This is a genomic window from Shouchella patagoniensis, from assembly GCF_002019705.1.
Taxonomy (GTDB): domain Bacteria; phylum Bacillota; class Bacilli; order Bacillales; family Bacillaceae_D; genus Shouchella; species Shouchella patagoniensis.
In genome coordinates, this window is record NZ_KV917377.1 from 3,411,099 (window position 1) to 3,430,179 (window position 19,081).

The following is a 19,081-nucleotide window of genomic DNA, read 5'->3' on the forward strand; positions in this document are numbered from 1 at the left end:
ACAGCTGACGGGTGTGCCTCGTAGTGAGAAAACCGATAGGGGATATTGGAAAATAGCTCAGATGATAAGTGGATTTTGCAAATGAAAAAAGGTGTGTATGAGTTAGCAATTCTATTATTAATAAATAGACAAGACATGTATGGATATGAAATAAATAAAGAGTTAAATGAAATTCAATTATTTCGTTTAGCTGAAGGATCGATTTACCCAATTTTGAAGAGATTAGTGAATAAAAATTGGATTGTTTCATATGCAGTTGAGTCTGAAGATGGGCCAACGAGAAAATATTATAAAATAACAGAGGAAGGATTTAAAATAGCCAGAAAACGAACGGAGGAATACCAAGCCCTTTTTAATACGGTGGATCAATTGAAAGGAGAGTTGTTATGACTAGCCATTATACGTCAGTTGAAGCATATGTAAAGCAACTAGAAGACCAGTTAAGTCGGAAATTACCAAAGTCGGAGCGGAAGTCACAGTTACTAGAAATTGAAAATCATTTAGAGTCATCTATAAGTGAACGTGAACATTTGACTGAGTCAAGAAGAGAAGCCGTTCAAGCCGTGTTATCTGAGTTTATTTCTCCTGTTGAATTGGCTAAACAAATAAACTCAGAAAATACAGCAATTCAAGAAACGACATTTGAAACAGATGATATTGGCTTTAAGGCTGGAACCGGCTTTCTTTTCACTGGGTTTGGGTTGCTTGCTGTATCTGTTTTCTACGGTGAATTAAAATGGGAGTTACTAATGGTAGGTACGCTAAGTATTATCGGAGTTTTACTAGTCCTATCACTGTCGTCCATAAAATGGAATGGAGAAAGGATCGACTTCCTAAAGTCAATTGGAAAACAAATTCAATTTATCGTTGTTCCAATTGGTGGGGCAGCTTTCATCATTAGAAGCCTAATTGATGGAACCGTCAATTACAGAGCGTTTCTATATATGATAGGTTATTTGCTAGTAGCTCTATGTGTTTTCTTGTTTCTTAAAAAGTTATATCATTTGAAGAACGTTTATAGATAAAGTATGTTTAAACAAACATAACATGTTCTTTAGGAGGAAACTAGATGGAGGAGTTTACGGACTTTTTGGTTAAGGTTGATAATCCTGATCATCGGGAGCGCATGAAAGAAGTATTGACTTGGGTATTGACGCAGTTTCCGAATTTAAAGCCAAAAATTGCTTGGAATCAGCCGATGTTTACCGACCATGACACCTTTATCATTGGCTTTAGTATAGCGAAACAACACATGGCTGTTGCTCCAGAGAGGGTAGTCATCGAGCAGTTTTCTAAGGAAATTGTAGAAGCTGGTTATGATCACACAAAGGAATTGATCCGTATTAAGTGGAAACATGAGGTGGATTACTCGTTACTTGAGAAGCTCATCGCTACTAATATATTGGATAAGGAAGATTGTACGACTTTCTGGCGGCAATAGAAAAATTAGTTATGTTAGAGATTCTTAGATCTGGGCAACGAACATGTTAAAAGTTGCAAAGGTGTAAAGCACAACTTGTAGCTAATAATTACTGATTCAATTGATTACTCGGAAGAAAAAGACCCTCTGAACTAAAAAAACATAAAAAAAGTAAAGACATTTCCTCGTGATGTGGGAATGTCTTTTTTTTGTGGAACTTTTTACAATAATCAACGTAGTTAGATTATACGATCGGAGTTGTGGGAGGATATGCGTACATGTCTAAACTAATTGAATCTAAGGAAAAACGAAATCAATCGGGTACAACAATTTTAAAAGAATATGTGGAAATTAACGGTGTGAAGCAAGGACTGATTATAGAGACGAAAAGGAATGATTTACCTGTTTTACTTGTCTTACATGGAGGCCCAGGTTATCCTCTTTATCCAATTATGAAAGCAAATAAGGTGGAACTCCATCAGTTGTTTACGGTCTGTTATTGGGATCAAAGAGGTACAGGGATGTCCTATTTGTCAGATGAAAATAAAAGTAGCTTAACTTTGGAACAGTTAATTAGCGATACGGTTGAAGTGAGTAACTATGTAGCAAATAAATTCTCAAAAGAAAAAATCTACTTGATGGGTCACTCATGGGGGACATTTTTAGGCAGTCTAACAGCGAGCACTCATCCCGATTTGTATCATGCCTATCTAGGCGTTGGTCATGTAGGCTCAGCAAAAGGGACAGAAGAAGAATCCTATCAATTTATTTTAGAGCAAGCGAAAGAAGCGGGAAATCAGAAGTGGGTTTCTGAAATTGAAAAAGTCGGTTTCGATGAGCAGTATTATAAGAATCAAGAATACAACTTGATTAGGGGGAAATATACAAATAAGTTCGGCGGGGGATTTTTACGAAAAGGCTATTCCAATTATCAAGGATTAAAAGATGTGTTTACAACGAGAATATATACGTTGAAAGAAAGAGCCAATGTATTTAGGGGCAGCATCGCGTCTTACCAAGTATTAGGAGAAGTTCTGGCCACAACTGATTTAGTGGATGAAATAAAGGAATTTACAATTCCCGTGTATATCTTCCAAGGAAAACATGATCGCCTTACGTCGCATCGTCAAGCTCTTCGTTTTTATAATGAAATTACGGCTCCTAAAAAGAACTTTTTCTCATTTGATCACTCTTCGCACGCGCCATTTATTGAAGAAAAAGAAGTCTTTTTCTCACTACTAAAAAAAGAAGTACTTGGAATGTGAGGAAAAGTTTCATTGATAAGTTATCTAACGAGTGAGTGCGCTTGTCATTGAAGCGTCTCTTTTTTTATTTTTTGAGTAGAAAAGGAGATTAAGAATTCATCTGGATAAAGACCCTTAAACATGTTTATTAACTATGTTTAAGGGTCTTAACATTTTATTGATTCTTTATAATAAAGAGGAACAGAAATTATGCGATCGTAGATAGGGGACTAATGAATGAAACTTCATCTGACAAACGAACCGAGTAAGAAGGATAAACAATTCATAGAAGAGGCACTTTACTCATTTAATTTAGATCATTTGCCACAAGATTTAAGAGGGAGGTACGAAGAAATTAGCTTGTTTCTTAAAGATGAACAAGGTGTTGTTCATGGAGGAATTCTTGGTGAAATTTGTTGGAATTGGCTTGAAATCGAATACCTTATCCTGGATGCAGACGTAAGAAAAGAAGGGTATGGAAGTCAATTATTAATGGAGATCGAAAAAATCGCTATAGCAAAAAAATGCGATTTTATTAAAGTAGATACGTTGAGCTTCCAAGCGCTTGATTTCTACAAAAAACATGGCTATCACGTTTTTGGCAGTATTGATAATGTAGGAAGAGAGTTTGAACATTATTATTTGAAAAAGAATTTAGTTACAAGCACAAAGCAATCATAATGTTTGATGCATCTTTAACTGAAGGCAGTTAATCTGTAAGCAAGGATATGAGAAGTGGACGTTCCATGAGTAACGTCCACTTCGTTTATCTTTGAATCCTTTGTTCGATATGCAAATCGTTTTATTTTTGAGGCGTACGTATTGTTGTTTAACTTGTGAAAAACTTCTCAGTATAAAAGGGTTGTGCATCATCGTTAAAGTCAACGCCTACGCCTAAGTTTCTGAAGTCTTCATGGAGAATGCTTTCTCTATGCCCTAACGAGTTCATGAGTCCTTCATGAGCGAAGATACTGCTCATCTGCCCAAATGCTAGATTTTCACCAGCCGTTGTAAAACGAATATTGTCTTCTTGTAGGCGATCAAAAGGAGACTGTCCTTCTAAGTTCGTATGGTTAAAATAGTTGTGGTCAGCCATATCTGTGCTATGTTTTCTTGCTGTTTCTCTTACAGCATCATCCCATTCTAGAATGGGCAACTCGTGTTGAACACGCGCTGCATTAGTTAAATCAAATAGTTGATACTCGAAGCCTTCTTTTAATTCTTGACTTGGTTCTGCATAAAGTGAGTTTTTGTTTTGTTCAAGATCCTGGTCAATGATTTGAATTGCAGTCACAGTGGTATCTTGGTGTTCATCGTAAAAAATGGTCACATAACTATTATCTAGTTGAAATAAGTCGTGCTCTTGATCATCATTCATTTGATAAGAAGTGAGACCCTTTTGAATTGCACTAGCCGGTTCTCCTAGTTGATTGCGAACATGTTGTTGCTCACTACCGTGGGTTATTTCTGTTGGAGAGGCAATGAGATCTTGATTCGTATAGAGACCTTTGACTACGTGCTCGTCATCATAGGCGACCATCACGAAATGATGATAGTCTTTGTGGTACGTATACCAATCGACATTGTATTCGTTCTCTGAACTGCGCACTTCTTCGCCTAATTCTTCTTCAACGAATTCTCTAGAATCCCCTAATTCAATGCTATGAATAGAGAATAGTTGCTCATCTGGTTCCGTTAATGAAGGTGGTTCAACCTCGGTCCATTCGTTTGCATCATTACGAATGAAATCCCCAAATAAAGAATCAAGGAAATCGTCAAATGAACTAAACGAGAGATCAGTTGAATCACTCCATGAACGGATGGAATCAACTGAAGAGGCAACGGCATTTTTCGCTGGATTAATCCACGCTTCTCTTGTGCTATATGCAATCACTGCGATCACCGCTAAAATAAGGAATCGTTTCATATACTCACCTCTTTTTATGAAAACGTCTATTGTTGTTACGAACGTTTTACTTTACTAGTATAGGTTCTTGCTTCTTATTATACGTATCGATAGAATGGTAAAGTCAAATAAAGGCTTGTAAAAAATGATGGGAAAATGCGACTATCATAGACAGGCGTTAAATAAACTACTATGAACCTCTTATAATGATTGACGAATTTTAGTGAGGTCAAACGTTGATGGGGAAGAACCTACAACCCTTATAGAATGCAGGTCTTATTTGTTATGAGCGAGAACTTAATGGGAGTTGTTTCGAGTCTTTGTCTTTCGCAAGACGGAGCAAGTGCTTTTTAAACAAGTACATGACCCATATATGCACGTTTGCTTGGGTAAGGGTATAAATGAGCCAAGGGAGTGATGGTCGGTATTCATGGATAGCGATTAAGCATTCTTGTGAGTTAGGGATTTGTCTAAATTCCAAACGACCTCTACCAGGTGCATCATTTATTTTTGTAAACAGTCCACCAGTTATATAGAAAAGAGAACGCTGATTTGTGCTTCTTTCTTCTGAATACGTTAGCTCAAGTAGTGTCTTGCCGAGAAGGTAAATACGTGCATTGTACTCAGCGTCTGTCGTCGTTTTAATAAGAGGACGACCTATATCAGAAAGCCATTTCGTGTAATAATCAGCTGCCCATTTTGCATCTTTCCCTTCTGGGAGAAAAACACGTTGTACCGAGCGGACATCAGAGATTGTCGCGGGAGTTGCTTTTTTTCTTTTTTCTTCTTAGGTTTTGATGATTCTTGTTCATCATCTTCAAGTGCTGACTTAGCAGCTTCTTTAAATGGAATACACCCATAACTTAATTCATCATCCATTTGTTCTGGATTCGCAACCATTGGGTGAACCAGACTTTCAATGAGCGGGTAGACCATTTCTTTTGGTGTTCCTGTTGTAACACTAACCCAAAGGCGAGATAAATTCACGGTCATAAAAGGAACATTAACAAGTCTGCGTTTCTTACCCATGACCTCGGCTGTATCAATCATCATTTCGCGATACGTCATCACATCAGGTCCACCAACGTCAATCGTTTTTCCAGATAGACGTTTACTACCAATGCTTCCTTTTAAGGTATGGAGGACATCTGCTAAAGCAATGGGATGCGTTTTTTGCCTAGTCCATTTCGGTAAGAGCATCATTGGTAGACGTTTGACGAGCTTCTTCAGGATTGGAAACGAAGATCCTTTAGGACCAACAATGAGACCTGCACGTACAATTGTTACAGGAATACCGTATGCCCCTAAAACAGCCTCCACTTCTTTACGGCTTTTTAAATGCCTAGAGAGTTCTTCTGTATCGTTTGGAATGATGCCGCTTAAGTAAATAATTTGTTTTACACCATTTTTTTTCGCTGCCTGGGCAAAGTTATCAGCAAGAATGAGATCCATGTCCTCAAACTTTGCTTGTGTTAGTTTAGCGGAAGGAATCATGGAATGAACTAAATACACAGCGTAATCTGCACCTTCAAGACCTTTCTCTGCATCTGCCAGTGAGAATAAGTCTACTGAACGCCATGTCACGTTTTCCGTATTTTTTTGCTGATCCCCACTACGTGATAGCGCAATAATACTCGCTTGTCTTTGTAGTTTCTTTAAGAGGTTACTGCCGATATACCCTGTTGCTCCGGTAAGGGCAATCGTCGGTTTGTCTCCATTTTCCTGTTCAAATGAATTCATCTCTCCACTCCTACATCTTGTCTTTACTCATTCATACCCAAAAGGAAGCCGTGTATAACAAAAACTCACATAACCAGTGAAGCACTACATAAATCGAATACAGTGTGCCTTAAGTTCGTATAAAACGCACTTACTCTAGTTCATTACAAGCCGAAAAGCGCATCCCAGAACAATCGGAACGCGCCTCTCCTAATTATCGTTTCTTACTCTAAATGAATAAGCATTAATAAACTTGAGTAACTTCGTAACCTTTCTCTTCAAGTTCAGTTGGGATGCTTGGATCAATTGCTACATGAGCGGTACCGACAAAGACAAAATAAGTTTGCCCGCTGTCTTCTTGTAAAATCTCGTCGAGCTTATTTGCCATCTCAATATTGCGGTTATCATTCATCTCAATCCAATATTCTTCATTCACACCAGCTTCTTCAATGTCAGTGGTCATTGCTTGAATCGCATCCATGTCCCCATCAAGCCAACCTTGTGCAAGTGCTTCAAGTTCAGCTGGTGACTCTTCAAAATGTTGAACTGCATTTTCTAATGTCTGTACTTGAGTTTCCATTGAAAAATTAGAAAGCATGTCAAATTGCTGTTCAGCACTTTCTAAATCAACGATTTCTTTTCCGTCCTCTACTGCTCTTTCAAGGAAATAAAGATCAACTGCTTGTTGTGAATCCACGTTGCTTTCTGCTGTGGCTAGCTCGAGCAGAAGCGTTTCCATATACCACGGTTGAAATTCGTTCATCATCTCAATACTAATCCCTTGAGGTTCTAAAATAGAAGCAAGCTCCTCGTAGGTTTCCTCGGAAAGCACCTCATCAAGGGTCGTATCATCATTAAACATTGCATATTCCAACATTTCTTCTTGGGATATGTCAAAATCAAGCAAATTGAATTCCGGCAAAACAACATCAGCGCTCTCGAAAGCTTCTTCAATCATTGGATCAAGTGGGTAGAAATCGTCATTTCCTAAATGCACCGTCCCTTGTAAATACATTTCTGTATCACCGTGCTCAACTTTCCATAAGAATCCACCGTTGCCTTCACCACTTGCAACCTCTTCATCTTCATCATTTGTGTTCGTTTCCCCGTTGTCTTCAGATTCCTCTTGGGGTTGATCGTTGTTTTCTTCTCCAGCGTCTTGATTATCATCGGTGTTGCATGCCACTAACAGACTAGCGACAAGAAGTGGAGATAGTGATAATGCGATCTTTTTCATGGCCATCCCTCCTGATGTATGTTTTCTTAATTATCGTACTATGTATTTGATCGTGTAGTAAAGCGATACCAAAATAATACAGCCAATACCGATCTTAGTCTGGTATCATCACTTGTAATTGATTATTGATATCTTCTAGATACGATAAATTGAACGAAGGTTAACAAGAACATAGCTATTCCTAAGATCCCTACTAAAAGAAGATTGTAAATGCCGTTTATTGAGTAATCTATGAAAACAGCGATAAGCAAAACAACAACTAAAATATAATAGCTGATCTTTGAACTCTGCTCAGTTATTTTTTTGCCTAATTCTTCATTTTGTAAAATTCCATCTTTTTCTTTTTCGCCTCCCCATGTAATCGCAGAAAAGAATGAAAGGATTACATAGCCATTTGTCGAAAAGGTCCAGTGAAAACAAGATCGTCACCAAACCTTTTCTAAGAAAATGGAAAGGTGATGTGGTTCTCAATTTGCGGGTACTCCCGCCATACAGATGCTTTTCACAGGCGACGGAGTTTACGCGTATGCCGTCCGCTTGTTGCAGATTATTAGACGTATTTTGTCCACGGTCTCAAAAAAAGCAATAGAGAAGAACGATAGGATTAGTTTGCGTATTACACTAATTGAGTGGAAGGGGGGATACGATTTTTTTATATGAACGAATGAACAAATTCTTGTTTATATGGGAGTAATGAAGAGTAATCATAGAGGAGGGGATTAAATGGTAGATGCATATACCAACAAAAGAATTGATACTGCTTCAAGAGTCATTGGGGCGTCAGCACAAGTAATTTATCAAGCAATGTTGAATCCAGAAGCGCTCGTTTTATGGCTTCCGCCGGAAGGAATGTCTGGTTATATCGATACATTTGATGTAAGGGAAGGCGGTATTTATAGAATGACTCTTATCTATGAAGGGGATGAAGAGATACAGGGTAAAACCTCAGAAAATAGAGATGTCACTGAAGGAGAATTTTTGGAGCTAATTCCAGATAAACGAATTGTTAAAACCGTTCATTTTCATTCAGAGGACACACAGTTCACTGGTGAGATGATTCAAAAATGGCTATTAGAATCTCATCCAGAAGGCACAAAAGTGACTGTCATTTGTGAGAATGTTCCTGAAGGGATACGAAAAGAAGATCATGACGTTGGTTTACAATCCACGTTGGAGAACCTGGCAACATTTACTGAATGTTAAACATCTATTGCAGAACAAATAACTGTATGCTTTGGAGATTGAGTTACGGTTATCAGAGGGTTGTGTGAATCGGGACTTATGGTCCTGAATCCGAGTACAACGATCACTTCTTTTAATGAGCTTGCCTTACGTGTAATATAAATAGGGACAAGTAACCAGAAGCATTGGCAAAGGAGCGAGTAACAATGACCATTAGAGAAGCTAAGGTGGAAGAAGTAGATCAAATAATTGATATATGGTATCGAAGTTCAGTGAAAGCCCATCAATTTATTGAAAGCACCTATTGGGAATCTCAAAAAAATGCAATGAAAGAAAAGTATCTTCCTATGTCTGAAACATATGTTGTCAGCCTTCAACATAACATGGTTGGTTTTCTTTCAATGGTAGAAGACTATATGGCTGCTCTGTTCATTGATGAGTCATTTCAAGGTGAGGGATATGGAAAAGAGTTTGTTCGTTTTATAAAAGGCTGCAGGGAGAAAATAACGCTTAAAGTGTATAAAAAGAATAGTAAAGCTGTTCAATTCTATAAAAACCACGGCTTTGTTGTGGTCGATGAGTTTGTTGATCAGAATACATTGGAGCAAGAATATTTGATGGAATGGGTCAAATGTGACGAGGAAGAAGCCGGGTAAATAGAAGATTGATGGAGTAGAAAACGTGCTATATAATAAACAACTAATTACTAGGAGGATTGTTAAAGATGATTTCAGGAAGATTACGTAACGTAGCTTTGAACAATAGGTAACTTCATATGTTCAAAGGCTCTGTTTTCATAAGCAGAGTAAACGGGAGTAGTCTGCACATTTTTTAATGATCCTCTACGGAAGTGAATAAGTATAAACCGGGAGAAAGGCAGAGAGGACTGTCTTTCTTTTTATGATGGATAGAAAGATCGATTTTTTCCTATTCTTTCGTTTACTCAACCCACAGACAGGAGCCTGTCTGTGGGTTTTTATGATTACACGCCTTTCATTAAAAGGACGTGTAAACGAATGGAACAACTAACGTTAGAACTAAAAGACATTAAGGTCTCGTTTTTAGACAAAGTGGTATTAAATATAAAAAGCTTATCGGTTTATCAATTTGATCGAATTGGGATTGTTGGAAAGAATGGTGAAGGGAAAAGTACGTTGTTAAAAGTGATGAAAGGAGAAATTCAACCGATTAAAGGGAAGGTTAATCAGAAAGTTGAACTTGGGTATTTCAAACAAGTTGATTCCCCTTCGAGTCAAGAAGCTGATTATAAAGTGCTTAGTCAACTATCAGTACCTGACCATTATATTAGTGAGCTAAGTGGGGGTGAACAGACGAAGTTAAAATTGGCTCAAGTGTTTTCTCATTACTACGAAGGTCTGCTTCTTGATGAACCGACAACCCACCTTGATGCGGACGGAGTTGATTTTTTGATTAAGGAGTTAACGTACTACTATGGTTCTTTAATCGTTGTAAGTCATGACCGCTATCTACTTGATCAGGTGGTGACAAAAATATGGGAAGTAGAGCGCGGAAAGGTGACTGAGTACACGGGGAATTATTCTGACTATGTGGAACAGAAAGAGCTAGAGAAAAAGCAGCACTTGAAGAAGTACCAGAAGTACGAAAAAGATAGAAGTCGATTGCTTGCTGCTGCGGGAGAAAAAATGAAAAAAGCAGAGAAAGTGACTCTAGCAAATGCGTCAATGTCTAAAAAAGAAACAAAAACCCCGGCCAATCGGATGTTTATGACGAAATCAAAAGACACAAGTCAGAAAGCCATTCAACGGTCTGCAAAGGCATTGGAACAAAGAGCAAATCAATTAGAAGATGTAGAAGCTCCTGAAGCAGAAAAAGTGATTCGTTTTCAACAACCCACTACACTGCAAATGCATAACAAGTTTCCTGTTATGGGAGAGCATGTGCATCTTACAGTTGGTAAAAAGACTCTATTAGAAGAGGCGAGCTTTCAATTTCCTCTTGGCAAAACAATTGCCATAAAAGGGAATAACGGTTCAGGGAAATCAACATTGCTGAAGCATATTGTTGAGCAAGGTGATGGAATTGTGTTATCTCCAAAAGTGGTTTTTGGTTCGTATTGTCAACATGATTATCAATTCCAACGAGGAAAGACCGTAATAGGGTTTATGAAAGAGCAAAGTGAATATCAGGAAAGTAGAATTCGCTCTGTTCTTCATGCGATGGCGTTTACAGGAAATGATTTAATAAAAGATGTAAGTGAATTGAGTGGGGGTGAAGCGATCAGACTTACTCTCTGCCAGCTTTTTCTAGGTAGTTACAATGTGCTTATACTTGATGAACCAACCAATTTTCTTGATTTACACAGTATGGCAGCATTAGAATCTTTTCTCTCCGCTTATTTAGGCACTGTCCTACTTGTAAGCCATGACCGAGCTTTCGTTGATCGTGTAGCTGATCATGTCTATGAAATTGATAAGAAAGAGATGAAGCAAAGGTATTAATAGCTTCGTTTCCTTGGCGGAATCATTTCGACATGATCAGCAACAAGCACGGGCTGAGAATGTATTTGTGCTCATAGGGAAAAGAGTATAACGTTAGAAAGAGAGAGAAAGAAATCCGGGGTTTTAATCATTATAAAAGTATATGACAAAGAGAGGAATCAGTTAAAGTGACAAAAGAATTGAGAACGTGTAAAAAAGGTCATACGTATTATAAAAGCTCGGATTGTCCAACTTGTCCTACTTGTAATAAAAAGAATGGACCGACAAGTGGATTTTTGTCAAAACTTTCAGCACCTGCAAGGAATGCGTTAATTCATGTAGAGGTAACAACCTTGGAGGAATTATCAAGGTATATAGAGAAAGAAATTTTGAAGCTTCACGGTATTGGTCCTGCTTCATTACCTATTTTTAAACAAGCATTAGCAGAAAAAGGTCTTTCATTTAGAAAATAATCTTTCATTTTGTCATTGGTGAGCATTATGTGAAGACGAAGTTAACGGAAGATAATTTGGTTAAGTAAACGGAGGCGCTTTTGCGTTTGAACTAGCAATCGAATGTCCTGTAGTAGGAGCTATCTCCATGTGTGCACCAGTTCAGGGGAAGAGGGAAGATGATTTATACGAGCGAGTTCAAGCATAGAGCCATTCCTATTCCAAGATTGCTGGAGAAAGAGAAAAACAAATAGATCAGTTAATGAAGATGCTTGCTTTAAGAAGGTTAAAGGAATTTTTAGATCATTTAGGAGAAGAGCTGTCAAAAATTGATAGGCCGCTGTTAGTCGTGCAAGGCCAATTAGATGATGAGTTGTATCAAGAAAGCGCGACACGTATTTATGAACAAGCAAAGTCAAAGGAAAAACAACTGCTCTGGTACAAGGAATCGGGACATATTATTACGTTTGATAAGGAGAAAGATCAGGTACACGAAGATGTTTTCCGCTTTTTAGAAGAGCTAGATTGGGCTTAATATAGCTAAGGTAGAAAACGTACAGTGAGTGAGAGTGTGCGTTTTTTCTTAAAAAGTTCTCTAAGGGCTCTTGACAAATAAAGCGCTTTCAATTATTGTATGAACAACATCGTTTAGAAGATAAACAAAGGTGGTGGCTCATTTTGTAGCTATTAGAACATCTTTTCGCTATAATTGATGATCGATAATCAATTATCAAACAATGATTGACGAGAATGGTGATCGTATGAAAGTGACTGCAAAAGCAATTTCAAAAGAGTTAGGTATTTCCATTGCAACAGTCGATCGGGTGTTAAACAACCGACCAAACGTAAGCAACAAAATGAGAAATCGTGTTTTGGAAAAGGCTGAAGAACTTGGCTATGTACCAAATCGAATGGCAAGTATGCTTTCAAAGAAAGTCACATTTACAGTAGCAATTATTTACCGAGAATATCCAGCCTACTTTTGGGAGCAGGTGGAACTTGGAATCGACCAAGCGGGACAGGAACTTCGAGATTATGGCGTGACTGTACATAAATGGCGACTTCCATGGCATGAGTTTTTCTCAAACCCAGATTCAATCCGTGAGTTAATAAAAAGCGGGACGTATGATGCGTTTGCGATTGCTGGTGGAGATACTGCTTTGGTTCAATTGCTTGATTCATCTGAAGTTCCTTATTGTACGTTTAATGAAGATGCGTTAAACAGCAATCGACAGTTTTATGTTGGATCGGATTATCAGCAGGCGGGAAAACTGGCGGCAGAGTTATTAGCAAAGTTAGTAGTACCTAAAGGGAAAATAGGGGTGCTAGCAAATGTACCGAAAGAGCAAACGCTTCAAGTAAAAGAGAAATTGACAGGGTTTAAAAAGGGGCTTGAGGAATACGGTTTAACAATTGCAGAGGTCATTTGGGAAGAGATGCCGTTCAAAGGAAAAGACATCCTTGATAAGCTCCGGCAGTTTGATGGGTTGTATATTGCGACAGCTGAATTAGGGGAAATTGCAGAAGAACTCTATCGGGGTGGACACAAGCTTCAAGCACTTGTTGGCCACGATATGAATGAAGTGGTTTATAAACATCTCCATTCAAATACGATATCAGCGACGATTACTCAAGATCCAGTCAGTCAAGGCTATTTGGCTATCAAAAAGCTCTTTGATTTTTTTATCTTAGAAGATCAATCGGCAAATCATACTCATTTGACAAAATTAGAAGTTGTACTAAAAGGCAACGCGTCATTTTATTTATAACAAGAAAAGAGAAACCTCTGTTATAAAGACAGAGTGACTCTTTTGTCGTTTTTTGATGATCGATAATCAATTTTCAGATAATGGGAGGATTCTATGAAAAGAGAAAAAGTGCGTGTGATTCAAGTTGGTGTTGGTGGTTTTGGACAATCATGGCTGGAATTAATGGTTGGCTATGAGGAAGTGGAAGTTGTCGCTGCGGTTGATCAATTAGAAGCGAATTTGAAAAATGTTACAGAACTCTATGGTTCTTCGATTAGTACCTTTACCGATTTAAGTGAAGCGATTAAACAAACGAAAGCTGACATTGTCTTTATTATTACTCCTCCTGTTACTCATGCACCTTTAGCAAAGCAAGCGATTGAAAACGGGTTACATGTGGTGATGGAAAAACCGTTAACAAATACGATGGCTGAAGCAGAAGATTTGCTTGCTTTTGTTCGTCATCATCACTCAAAAGTAATGGTAAGTCAAAATTATCGTTGGAACCCGCAAATTCAAACCGTTAAGAAACTTGTTGAGCAAGGGGCAATTGGAGAAATTGAATATGGCGATTATTATTTTAACCGGGCGACCCGATTTGGTGGTTGGCGTGACGAATACGAAGATATTCTCTTACAAGACATGGCGATTCATCACTTTGATATTTTGCGCTTTTTGCTTGGAAAAGAAGTGACTGAGATTAGCGCTCATAGTTTTCGGCCTACATGGAGTTGGTTTAAAGGCATGCCTCATGCGAATGTGGCGCTTTTATTTGATGGAACGACCCCAATTAATTACATTGGTCGCTGGGCAGGGAAAGGACGCCAAACGCCGTGGAATGGTGAATTACGTCTTGTTGGTGAGAAAGGGGCAGTGGAACTAATTAATGATGAAGTATTTTTCTATAAAGATGAAGAGCAAGAGCCAGAGAAAATTCCTCTCATTGAACAAGCGCTCCCAGACAGATTGTTATCGCTTCAGTCATTTATCGAAGCTATCCGACATGATGTAGAACCACCAACTTCGATTGTAGATAATATAAAAAGCCTAGCTGTTACTGATGCCGCCATCAAGGCTGCGAAAACGGGAGTAAAACAAACAGTCAAAGGCGCTGAAACAACAACTGGTTGATCAAGCTTAGTAAGCTGCTACTCTGTAAAGACAAATTATGGAGGTTTAAACCATGAGAAAAGCCCTTTTAATGGGATCATTTGCCGTAATCGCTCTAACGATGGGCTGCGCGAACACGACGTCAAGTGAAAAAACGACACTGAGTTGGTGGGATACATACGGTAGTAGAGACGGTACTGATGTATCAGTAATCAATGCAATTGAAAAATTTGAGGATGCGAACCCAGACATAGCTATTGAGCGAGTATCAGTACCATTTTCTGAAATGCAGCGCAAGTTGTTGTTAGCGATGGTTGGAGGCGAGCTTCCGGATATTATGATTGTCGATAACCCAAATCATCAAGCATTAGCAGCTGCCGGCGCGTTAGCAGATTTGACCAGTTTTGTTGAGGAATGGGGAGAAGCAGACCTCTATTTCGAAGGGCCTTGGGAGTCAACGATGTACCAAGGTCGTAACTATGGATTGCCGTTTGGTAGCAATAACTTGGCGTTATTCTATAACGAAGAAGTGCTTGCTGATATTGGAGTAGATCCACCAGAAACATGGGATGAACTAATGGAAACGGCAGAAGCGTTAACTGAAACGGACATAAACTACCCACTTTCCGTTGCTGCTGTACAAAGTGAGGAAGGATCTTTTCAATTCTTACCGTTTTTATGGCAAGCAGGAGGAGATTTAGATCAGTTGCGCAGTGATGAAACGGCGGAAGCATTATCGCTTTGGAAGGATATGATTGACCAAGGCTATATGTCGCGTGAAGTGCTGACGCTGAATCAACAAGATGTGGCGATGCAGTTTGTGAATGGAAGCACAGCGATGATGGTTAACGGGACATGGCAAGTCGAGCAGTTACGTGATTCCCTTGACTTTGATTGGGGTGTTGTTCCTCTACCTGCTAAGGAAGAACAAGCAACTGCGATTGGCGGTGAGAACTTCGCTATTGGCAGCTCGTCTGACCATATTGAAGAAGCATGGCAAGTCCTTTCGTTTTTACAAGAGGAAGAGGTTTTGCTAGAGATGGTTCAAGCGAAAAACTATTTACCTGCAAGAGAAGATTTAATTGAGAATCCATATTGGCAAGATGACGAGTATTATCAGGCTTTTGCGACAAGTATGGAGTTCGCTCGCCCCCGTGCTTATGGTGAGCAATATCCTGCCATTTCAAATGAAGTCCAAAACATGATCCAAGGAGTCTTAAGTGGATCACAAGAGATGGATGAGGCAATTAATCGTACAGCGACAGAGGTAGAGGCGTTGTTTGAGTTAAACCAGTAAAGGAAGGGGTGAGGATCATGCAGCCGAGCAAAGCAGAATGGGGCACGCCGTCAGTTCGACAAAAGAAAAACATTTTTAAAACATATGGCAATTACTTGTTTGTCTTACCAGGGTTGCTGTTTCTAACCGTATTTATGTTGTTTCCAATTGCATACAATGTGTTTTTAACCTTTAAAAATGTAACCGTATTCAATATTATGTCCGGTTCTGATTTTATCTGGTTTGACAATTATTTAACCGTATTATCGGATCCGATTTTTTTGTCCTCGATTTGGAATTCCATCATATTTACAAGTCTCTGTCTTGTGTTTCAATTTCTAATTGGACTCACTTTGGCCTTGTTCTTTAATCGGAAATTTCCAGGTAGGGGCATCATGCGTTCTCTTATTTTAATGGCATGGATGATTCCGCTTGTTATCACAGGAAATTTATTTCAATGGATGTTTGCTGGGGAGTACGGCATTATTAATCATTTCCTCATGTGGATCGGTTTTATTCAAGAGCCGATTTATTGGGTGTCAAATGAAAATACCGCTCTTTATAGCACCATTATTGCAAATATTTGGATTGGCATTCCGTTTAACATGGTTATTTTATTGGCGGCACTTCAATCGTTGCCGGTAGAAGTGTATGAAGCAGCACGAGTGGACGGAGCATCTAAGGCAAGACAGTTGTTTTCGATTACGCTGCCTTTGTTAAAACCGACCTTGTTTATCCTCGTTATGCTTGGGATCATTTATACCTTTAAAGTGTTTGACATTATTTTAATCATGACACAAGGTGGACCAGTTTACTCGTCTACAGTTGTTCCTTTTTATGCCTATGAACAAGCTTTCATCCATTACAACTTTAGTATTGGCGCTACGATTACAACCATCATGTTGTTTATGTTAATCGTCGTCTCGCTAGTGTACTTGTATTTTGTTAATAAGGAGGAAACAGAATGAAAAATCGATTTTGGCAGAGCCAATCCGTTGCAACCGTGATCGCGCTATTCTCAACGATGCTCTTTTTGTTTCCTGTTTATTGGATGTTTACAACATCGATTAAACCGATGTCTTCCATTTTTTCCGTTCCACCAGAATTGGTTCCATCAAATGTAACCGCAGAGGCGTACACAGAAAATATTCTTAGAAACCCTGATCTACTCGGTTACTTTGGGAATAGCATCATCATTGCAGGCGGAACTCTATTATTAACTTTATTGCTTGCCGCACCAATCGCCTATGCTTTGGCAAGGCTTGATATAAAAGGAAAGGGACCGATTATTGGAATCATGTTGGTGACTCAGATGTTACCGAGTATTATGTTGGCGTTGCCATTTTTCTTGTTGTTTTCATCGTTAGGGTTATTGAATAGCTTCCCTGCACTAATCTTGGCAAATACAACCACCGCAATGCCTTTTGCGATACTAGTGCTGCGTCCATTCTTCATGTCGATCCCTAAAGGCTTAGAAGAAGCAGCTGCCATTGATGGGAGCAATCGATTCTTCACCTTTGTTCGAATCATTTTGCCACTTGCTAAACCTGGTTTACTGACAGTGGGCTTATTTGCTTTCTTGTTTGCTTGGGGTGACTTGTTATTTGCGCTCATTTTAACGACAGATGAAAGCATTCGCCCACTAACACTTTATCTGTTTACATTTATCGGTCAATACGGGACAGATTGGAACAGTTTAATGGCCGTTTCATTTGTTGCGGTCATTCCAATCATTCTCATATTTATTTTCTTCCAAAAGCATATCGTCGAAGGAATTGCATCTGGATCAATGAAATAATAATAGGAGGGTTTTACTAATGAAATTAGGTGTTTTTGCAGTCTTATACGGTAAAAAATCACTCGAAGAGATGCTTGATCATATCCAATCAAAAGGACTCCATACTGTTGAAATCGGTACCGGAGGTTATATTGGCGACGCCCATTGTAAACCAATGGAATTGCTTCAAGATGAACAGAAACTAAGTGCTTTTAAACAAACGTTTGAACAAAGAAACATAACGATTAGCGCTTTAAGTTGTCACGGAAACGGACTTCATCCAAATCCGGATGTTGGTGATGATCATGACAGGGTCTTTGATGCTACTGTTGAATTAGCAGCAAAGCTTGGCGTCGATACGGTTGTAACTTTTTCTGGGTGCCCAGGAGAATCAGAGCACTCCAAATACCCGGTATGGAACACATGTCCTTGGCCACATGATTTTTCGGAGATGCTAAAGTGGCAGTGGGAAGAAAAAGTGATTCCATATTGGCGTAAGAAAAATGAGCTTCTTAGAAAGCATGATATACGTGTAGCTATTGAACCACATCCTGGTTTTGTCGTTTACAATAACGAGACAATGCTTCGCTTGCGACAGGAGTGCGGGACTCAAATTGGGGCGAACTTTGACCCTAGTCATTATTTTTGGCAAGGGATGGATCCAGCAATTTGCATACGTGAGCTAGGAGAAGCCATTTATCACTTTCACGCGAAGGATACGAAAGTGGAGCGTATCAATGCTGAGCGCAACGGCGTTCTTGATATGAAACCTTATCAAGATATGGAAAACCGCTCATGGGTTTTTCGAACGGTCGGATATGGACATAACGAAGAAGTGTGGCGCGATATAATTAGTGCCTTGCAATTAGTTGGGTACAAAGGAGCTATTAGTATCGAACATGAAGATGGGTTAATGACCAATGAAGAAGGTCTTAACAAAGCCATTGCATTCTTAAAAGATTCCATTGTCGAGAATGCGGCTGGAGAAATGTGGTGGGCATAGGCGTTCAGCGTCTATCAAGTCATTTTGTTTGATTAGATAAGAAGGGGACGGACTGCCAACGAGGTAGTCCGTTCTTTTGATTAAAGAGTGATGAGTTATGGCGATTTATACACAAGCATACCGGGTACATATTGTTTAAAAAGACCAAACAAACAGAATATCCACATCAATGCTAATTTATAAACAGATAACAGGGGATAAATAAGGTTTATTAACAGCACTTGAAAGTAGAGAAGGGAACAACGTGGAGTTATCCATAGATTAAAACATGTGTGTGACAGAAAATGAGCGTGAAAAGGGAGGGTGAGCAATGGAATATAAAGTAATTAGTTTGCCTTATGGGACATCAAAAAAGAACCGAGAAGAAATTGCTCGGATTTTGAACGAGGAAGCTGCAAATGGTTGGACCTTGGATAACGTACTTCAACCGCAGCAAATCTTCGGAACGACATACAGTGAACATTCGGCCATATTGAAGAGAAAATCATAATGACCAAGGTGGTTGATTAATAGCTTCGACGTTTAATCCAATTTCGTTTGAGGAATGA

General features: G+C 38.9%; 20 protein-coding genes. 17 read left to right on the plus strand and 3 right to left on the minus strand.

Features of this window, described 5'->3' with window-relative positions:
* Nucleotides 1-45 precede the first annotated feature (45 nt).
* From BK584_RS17715 to BK584_RS17735, 5 genes are all read left to right on the plus strand, one after another.
* Nucleotides 46-390, plus strand: coding sequence for a PadR family transcriptional regulator (locus tag BK584_RS17715; RefSeq protein ID WP_245808900.1), 345 nt, complete (start codon nucleotides 46-48; stop codon nucleotides 388-390).
* Nucleotides 387-1,025, plus strand: a complete 639-nt coding sequence (locus BK584_RS17720) for an HAAS signaling domain-containing protein (protein ID WP_078393802.1) — start codon at nucleotides 387-389, stop codon at nucleotides 1,023-1,025. Before BK584_RS17715 ends, BK584_RS17720 begins: the two co-directional genes overlap by 4 nt.
* Nucleotides 1,026-1,069: 44 nt before the next feature.
* Nucleotides 1,070-1,441, plus strand: a complete 372-nt coding sequence (locus tag BK584_RS17725; protein ID WP_078393803.1) for an iron chaperone — start codon at nucleotides 1,070-1,072, stop codon at nucleotides 1,439-1,441.
* 257 nt (nucleotides 1,442-1,698) lie between these two features.
* Complete coding sequence (locus tag BK584_RS17730) at nucleotides 1,699-2,685, plus strand: alpha/beta fold hydrolase (protein ID WP_078393804.1); 987 nt, start codon at nucleotides 1,699-1,701, stop codon at nucleotides 2,683-2,685.
* Nucleotides 2,686-2,901: 216 nt separating this feature from the next.
* Nucleotides 2,902-3,345: a GNAT family N-acetyltransferase gene (locus BK584_RS17735; protein ID WP_078393805.1), complete on the plus strand. Its 444-nt coding sequence runs from the start codon at nucleotides 2,902-2,904 to the stop codon at nucleotides 3,343-3,345.
* Nucleotides 3,346-3,493: 148 nt separating this feature from the next.
* Here the strand turns inward: BK584_RS17735 and BK584_RS17740 are convergent, their stop codons facing one another.
* The 3 genes from BK584_RS17740 to BK584_RS17750 form a co-directional block, all read right to left on the minus strand.
* Nucleotides 3,494-4,591, minus strand: coding sequence for a CAP domain-containing protein (locus BK584_RS17740; protein WP_078393806.1), 1,098 nt, complete (start codon nucleotides 4,589-4,591; stop codon nucleotides 3,494-3,496).
* Nucleotides 4,592-5,227: 636 nt separating this feature from the next.
* Nucleotides 5,228-6,310 (minus strand): NAD(P)H-binding protein, encoded by a 1,083-nt coding sequence (locus tag BK584_RS17745; RefSeq protein ID WP_367579300.1) that lies wholly within the window; start codon nucleotides 6,308-6,310, stop codon nucleotides 5,228-5,230.
* Nucleotides 6,311-6,533: 223 nt separating this feature from the next.
* Entirely contained in the window at nucleotides 6,534-7,526 is a 993-nt protein-coding gene (locus tag BK584_RS17750) for a TraB/GumN family protein (RefSeq protein WP_169871354.1), read from the minus strand.
* A gap of 723 nt (nucleotides 7,527-8,249) precedes the next feature.
* On the opposite strand from BK584_RS17750, the gene BK584_RS17760 reads away from it, so the two are divergent.
* The 12 genes from BK584_RS17760 to BK584_RS17815 all read left to right on the plus strand — a co-directional run bounded on the left by BK584_RS17760 (nucleotide 8,250) and on the right by BK584_RS17815 (nucleotide 19,023).
* Nucleotides 8,250-8,729, plus strand: a complete 480-nt coding sequence (locus tag BK584_RS17760; RefSeq protein WP_078393808.1) for an SRPBCC domain-containing protein — start codon at nucleotides 8,250-8,252, stop codon at nucleotides 8,727-8,729.
* A 185-nt stretch (nucleotides 8,730-8,914) separates the two neighbouring features.
* On the plus strand, nucleotides 8,915-9,364 hold the full coding sequence (locus BK584_RS17765) for a GNAT family N-acetyltransferase (RefSeq protein ID WP_078393809.1): 450 nt from the start codon (nucleotides 8,915-8,917) through the stop codon (nucleotides 9,362-9,364).
* A 360-nt stretch (nucleotides 9,365-9,724) separates the two neighbouring features.
* Complete coding sequence (locus tag BK584_RS17770) at nucleotides 9,725-11,188, plus strand: Msr family ABC-F type ribosomal protection protein (protein ID WP_078395728.1); 1,464 nt, start codon at nucleotides 9,725-9,727, stop codon at nucleotides 11,186-11,188.
* 167 nt (nucleotides 11,189-11,355) lie between these two features.
* Entirely contained in the window at nucleotides 11,356-11,640 is a 285-nt protein-coding gene (locus BK584_RS17775) for an RNA polymerase alpha subunit C-terminal domain-containing protein (protein WP_078393810.1), read from the plus strand.
* 241 nt (nucleotides 11,641-11,881) lie between these two features.
* Nucleotides 11,882-12,154 carry an alpha/beta hydrolase gene (locus BK584_RS17780; RefSeq protein ID WP_078393811.1) on the plus strand — a complete coding sequence of 91 codons (273 nt, stop codon included), beginning with the start codon at nucleotides 11,882-11,884 and terminating at the stop codon, nucleotides 12,152-12,154.
* 226 nt (nucleotides 12,155-12,380) lie between these two features.
* The gene (locus BK584_RS17785) at nucleotides 12,381-13,388 is read left to right on the plus strand and encodes a LacI family DNA-binding transcriptional regulator (RefSeq protein ID WP_169871356.1); all 1,008 of its coding nucleotides are present in this window, start codon (nucleotides 12,381-12,383) and stop codon (nucleotides 13,386-13,388) included.
* Nucleotides 13,389-13,481: 93 nt separating this feature from the next.
* A complete protein-coding gene (locus BK584_RS17790) occupies nucleotides 13,482-14,498 on the plus strand; it encodes a Gfo/Idh/MocA family protein (protein ID WP_078393813.1) in 1,017 nt (338 codons plus the stop codon).
* A 52-nt stretch (nucleotides 14,499-14,550) separates the two neighbouring features.
* On the plus strand, nucleotides 14,551-15,774 hold the full coding sequence (locus BK584_RS17795) for an ABC transporter substrate-binding protein (RefSeq protein ID WP_078393814.1): 1,224 nt from the start codon (nucleotides 14,551-14,553) through the stop codon (nucleotides 15,772-15,774).
* 17 nt (nucleotides 15,775-15,791) lie between these two features.
* Nucleotides 15,792-16,721, plus strand: a complete 930-nt coding sequence (locus BK584_RS17800) for a carbohydrate ABC transporter permease (protein WP_078393815.1) — start codon at nucleotides 15,792-15,794, stop codon at nucleotides 16,719-16,721.
* The gene (locus BK584_RS17805) at nucleotides 16,718-17,551 is read left to right on the plus strand and encodes a carbohydrate ABC transporter permease (protein WP_078393816.1); all 834 of its coding nucleotides are present in this window, start codon (nucleotides 16,718-16,720) and stop codon (nucleotides 17,549-17,551) included. The genes BK584_RS17800 and BK584_RS17805 overlap by 4 nt, the downstream gene beginning before the upstream one ends.
* 19 nt (nucleotides 17,552-17,570) lie before the next feature.
* Nucleotides 17,571-18,533 carry a sugar phosphate isomerase/epimerase family protein gene (locus BK584_RS17810; RefSeq protein WP_078393817.1) on the plus strand — a complete coding sequence of 321 codons (963 nt, stop codon included), beginning with the start codon at nucleotides 17,571-17,573 and terminating at the stop codon, nucleotides 18,531-18,533.
* A gap of 310 nt (nucleotides 18,534-18,843) precedes the next feature.
* Nucleotides 18,844-19,023 (plus strand): DUF4177 domain-containing protein, encoded by a 180-nt coding sequence (locus BK584_RS17815; protein WP_078393818.1) that lies wholly within the window; start codon nucleotides 18,844-18,846, stop codon nucleotides 19,021-19,023.
* Nucleotides 19,024-19,081 lie beyond the last annotated feature (58 nt).

Excerpts from the sequence above, each read along its gene's own strand:
- BK584_RS17720 (WP_078393802.1), top strand. The coding sequence starts at position 387 with ATGACTAGCCATTATACGTCAGTTGAAGCATATGTAAAGCAACTAGAA.
- BK584_RS17725 (WP_078393803.1), top strand. The coding sequence starts at position 1,070 with ATGGAGGAGTTTACGGACTTTTTGGTTAAGGTTGATAATCCTGATCAT.
- BK584_RS17730 (WP_078393804.1), top strand. The coding sequence starts at position 1,699 with ATGTCTAAACTAATTGAATCTAAGGAAAAACGAAATCAATCGGGTACA.
- BK584_RS17735 (WP_078393805.1), top strand. The coding sequence starts at position 2,902 with ATGAAACTTCATCTGACAAACGAACCGAGTAAGAAGGATAAACAATTC.
- BK584_RS17740 (WP_078393806.1), bottom strand. The coding sequence starts at position 4,591 with ATGAAACGATTCCTTATTTTAGCGGTGATCGCAGTGATTGCATATAGC.
- BK584_RS17745 (WP_367579300.1), bottom strand. The coding sequence starts at position 6,310 with ATGAATTCATTTGAACAGGAAAATGGAGACAAACCGACGATTGCCCTT.
- BK584_RS17750 (WP_169871354.1), bottom strand. The coding sequence starts at position 7,526 with ATGAAAAAGATCGCATTATCACTATCTCCACTTCTTGTCGCTAGTCTG.
- BK584_RS17760 (WP_078393808.1), top strand. The coding sequence starts at position 8,250 with ATGGTAGATGCATATACCAACAAAAGAATTGATACTGCTTCAAGAGTC.
- BK584_RS17765 (WP_078393809.1), top strand. The coding sequence starts at position 8,915 with ATGACCATTAGAGAAGCTAAGGTGGAAGAAGTAGATCAAATAATTGAT.
- BK584_RS17770 (WP_078395728.1), top strand. The coding sequence starts at position 9,725 with ATGGAACAACTAACGTTAGAACTAAAAGACATTAAGGTCTCGTTTTTA.
- BK584_RS17780 (WP_078393811.1), top strand. The coding sequence starts at position 11,882 with ATGAAGATGCTTGCTTTAAGAAGGTTAAAGGAATTTTTAGATCATTTA.
- BK584_RS17785 (WP_169871356.1), top strand. The coding sequence starts at position 12,381 with ATGAAAGTGACTGCAAAAGCAATTTCAAAAGAGTTAGGTATTTCCATT.
- BK584_RS17790 (WP_078393813.1), top strand. The coding sequence starts at position 13,482 with ATGAAAAGAGAAAAAGTGCGTGTGATTCAAGTTGGTGTTGGTGGTTTT.
- BK584_RS17795 (WP_078393814.1), top strand. The coding sequence starts at position 14,551 with ATGAGAAAAGCCCTTTTAATGGGATCATTTGCCGTAATCGCTCTAACG.
- BK584_RS17800 (WP_078393815.1), top strand. The coding sequence starts at position 15,792 with ATGCAGCCGAGCAAAGCAGAATGGGGCACGCCGTCAGTTCGACAAAAG.
- BK584_RS17805 (WP_078393816.1), top strand. The coding sequence starts at position 16,718 with ATGAAAAATCGATTTTGGCAGAGCCAATCCGTTGCAACCGTGATCGCG.
- BK584_RS17810 (WP_078393817.1), top strand. The coding sequence starts at position 17,571 with ATGAAATTAGGTGTTTTTGCAGTCTTATACGGTAAAAAATCACTCGAA.
- BK584_RS17815 (WP_078393818.1), top strand. The coding sequence starts at position 18,844 with ATGGAATATAAAGTAATTAGTTTGCCTTATGGGACATCAAAAAAGAAC.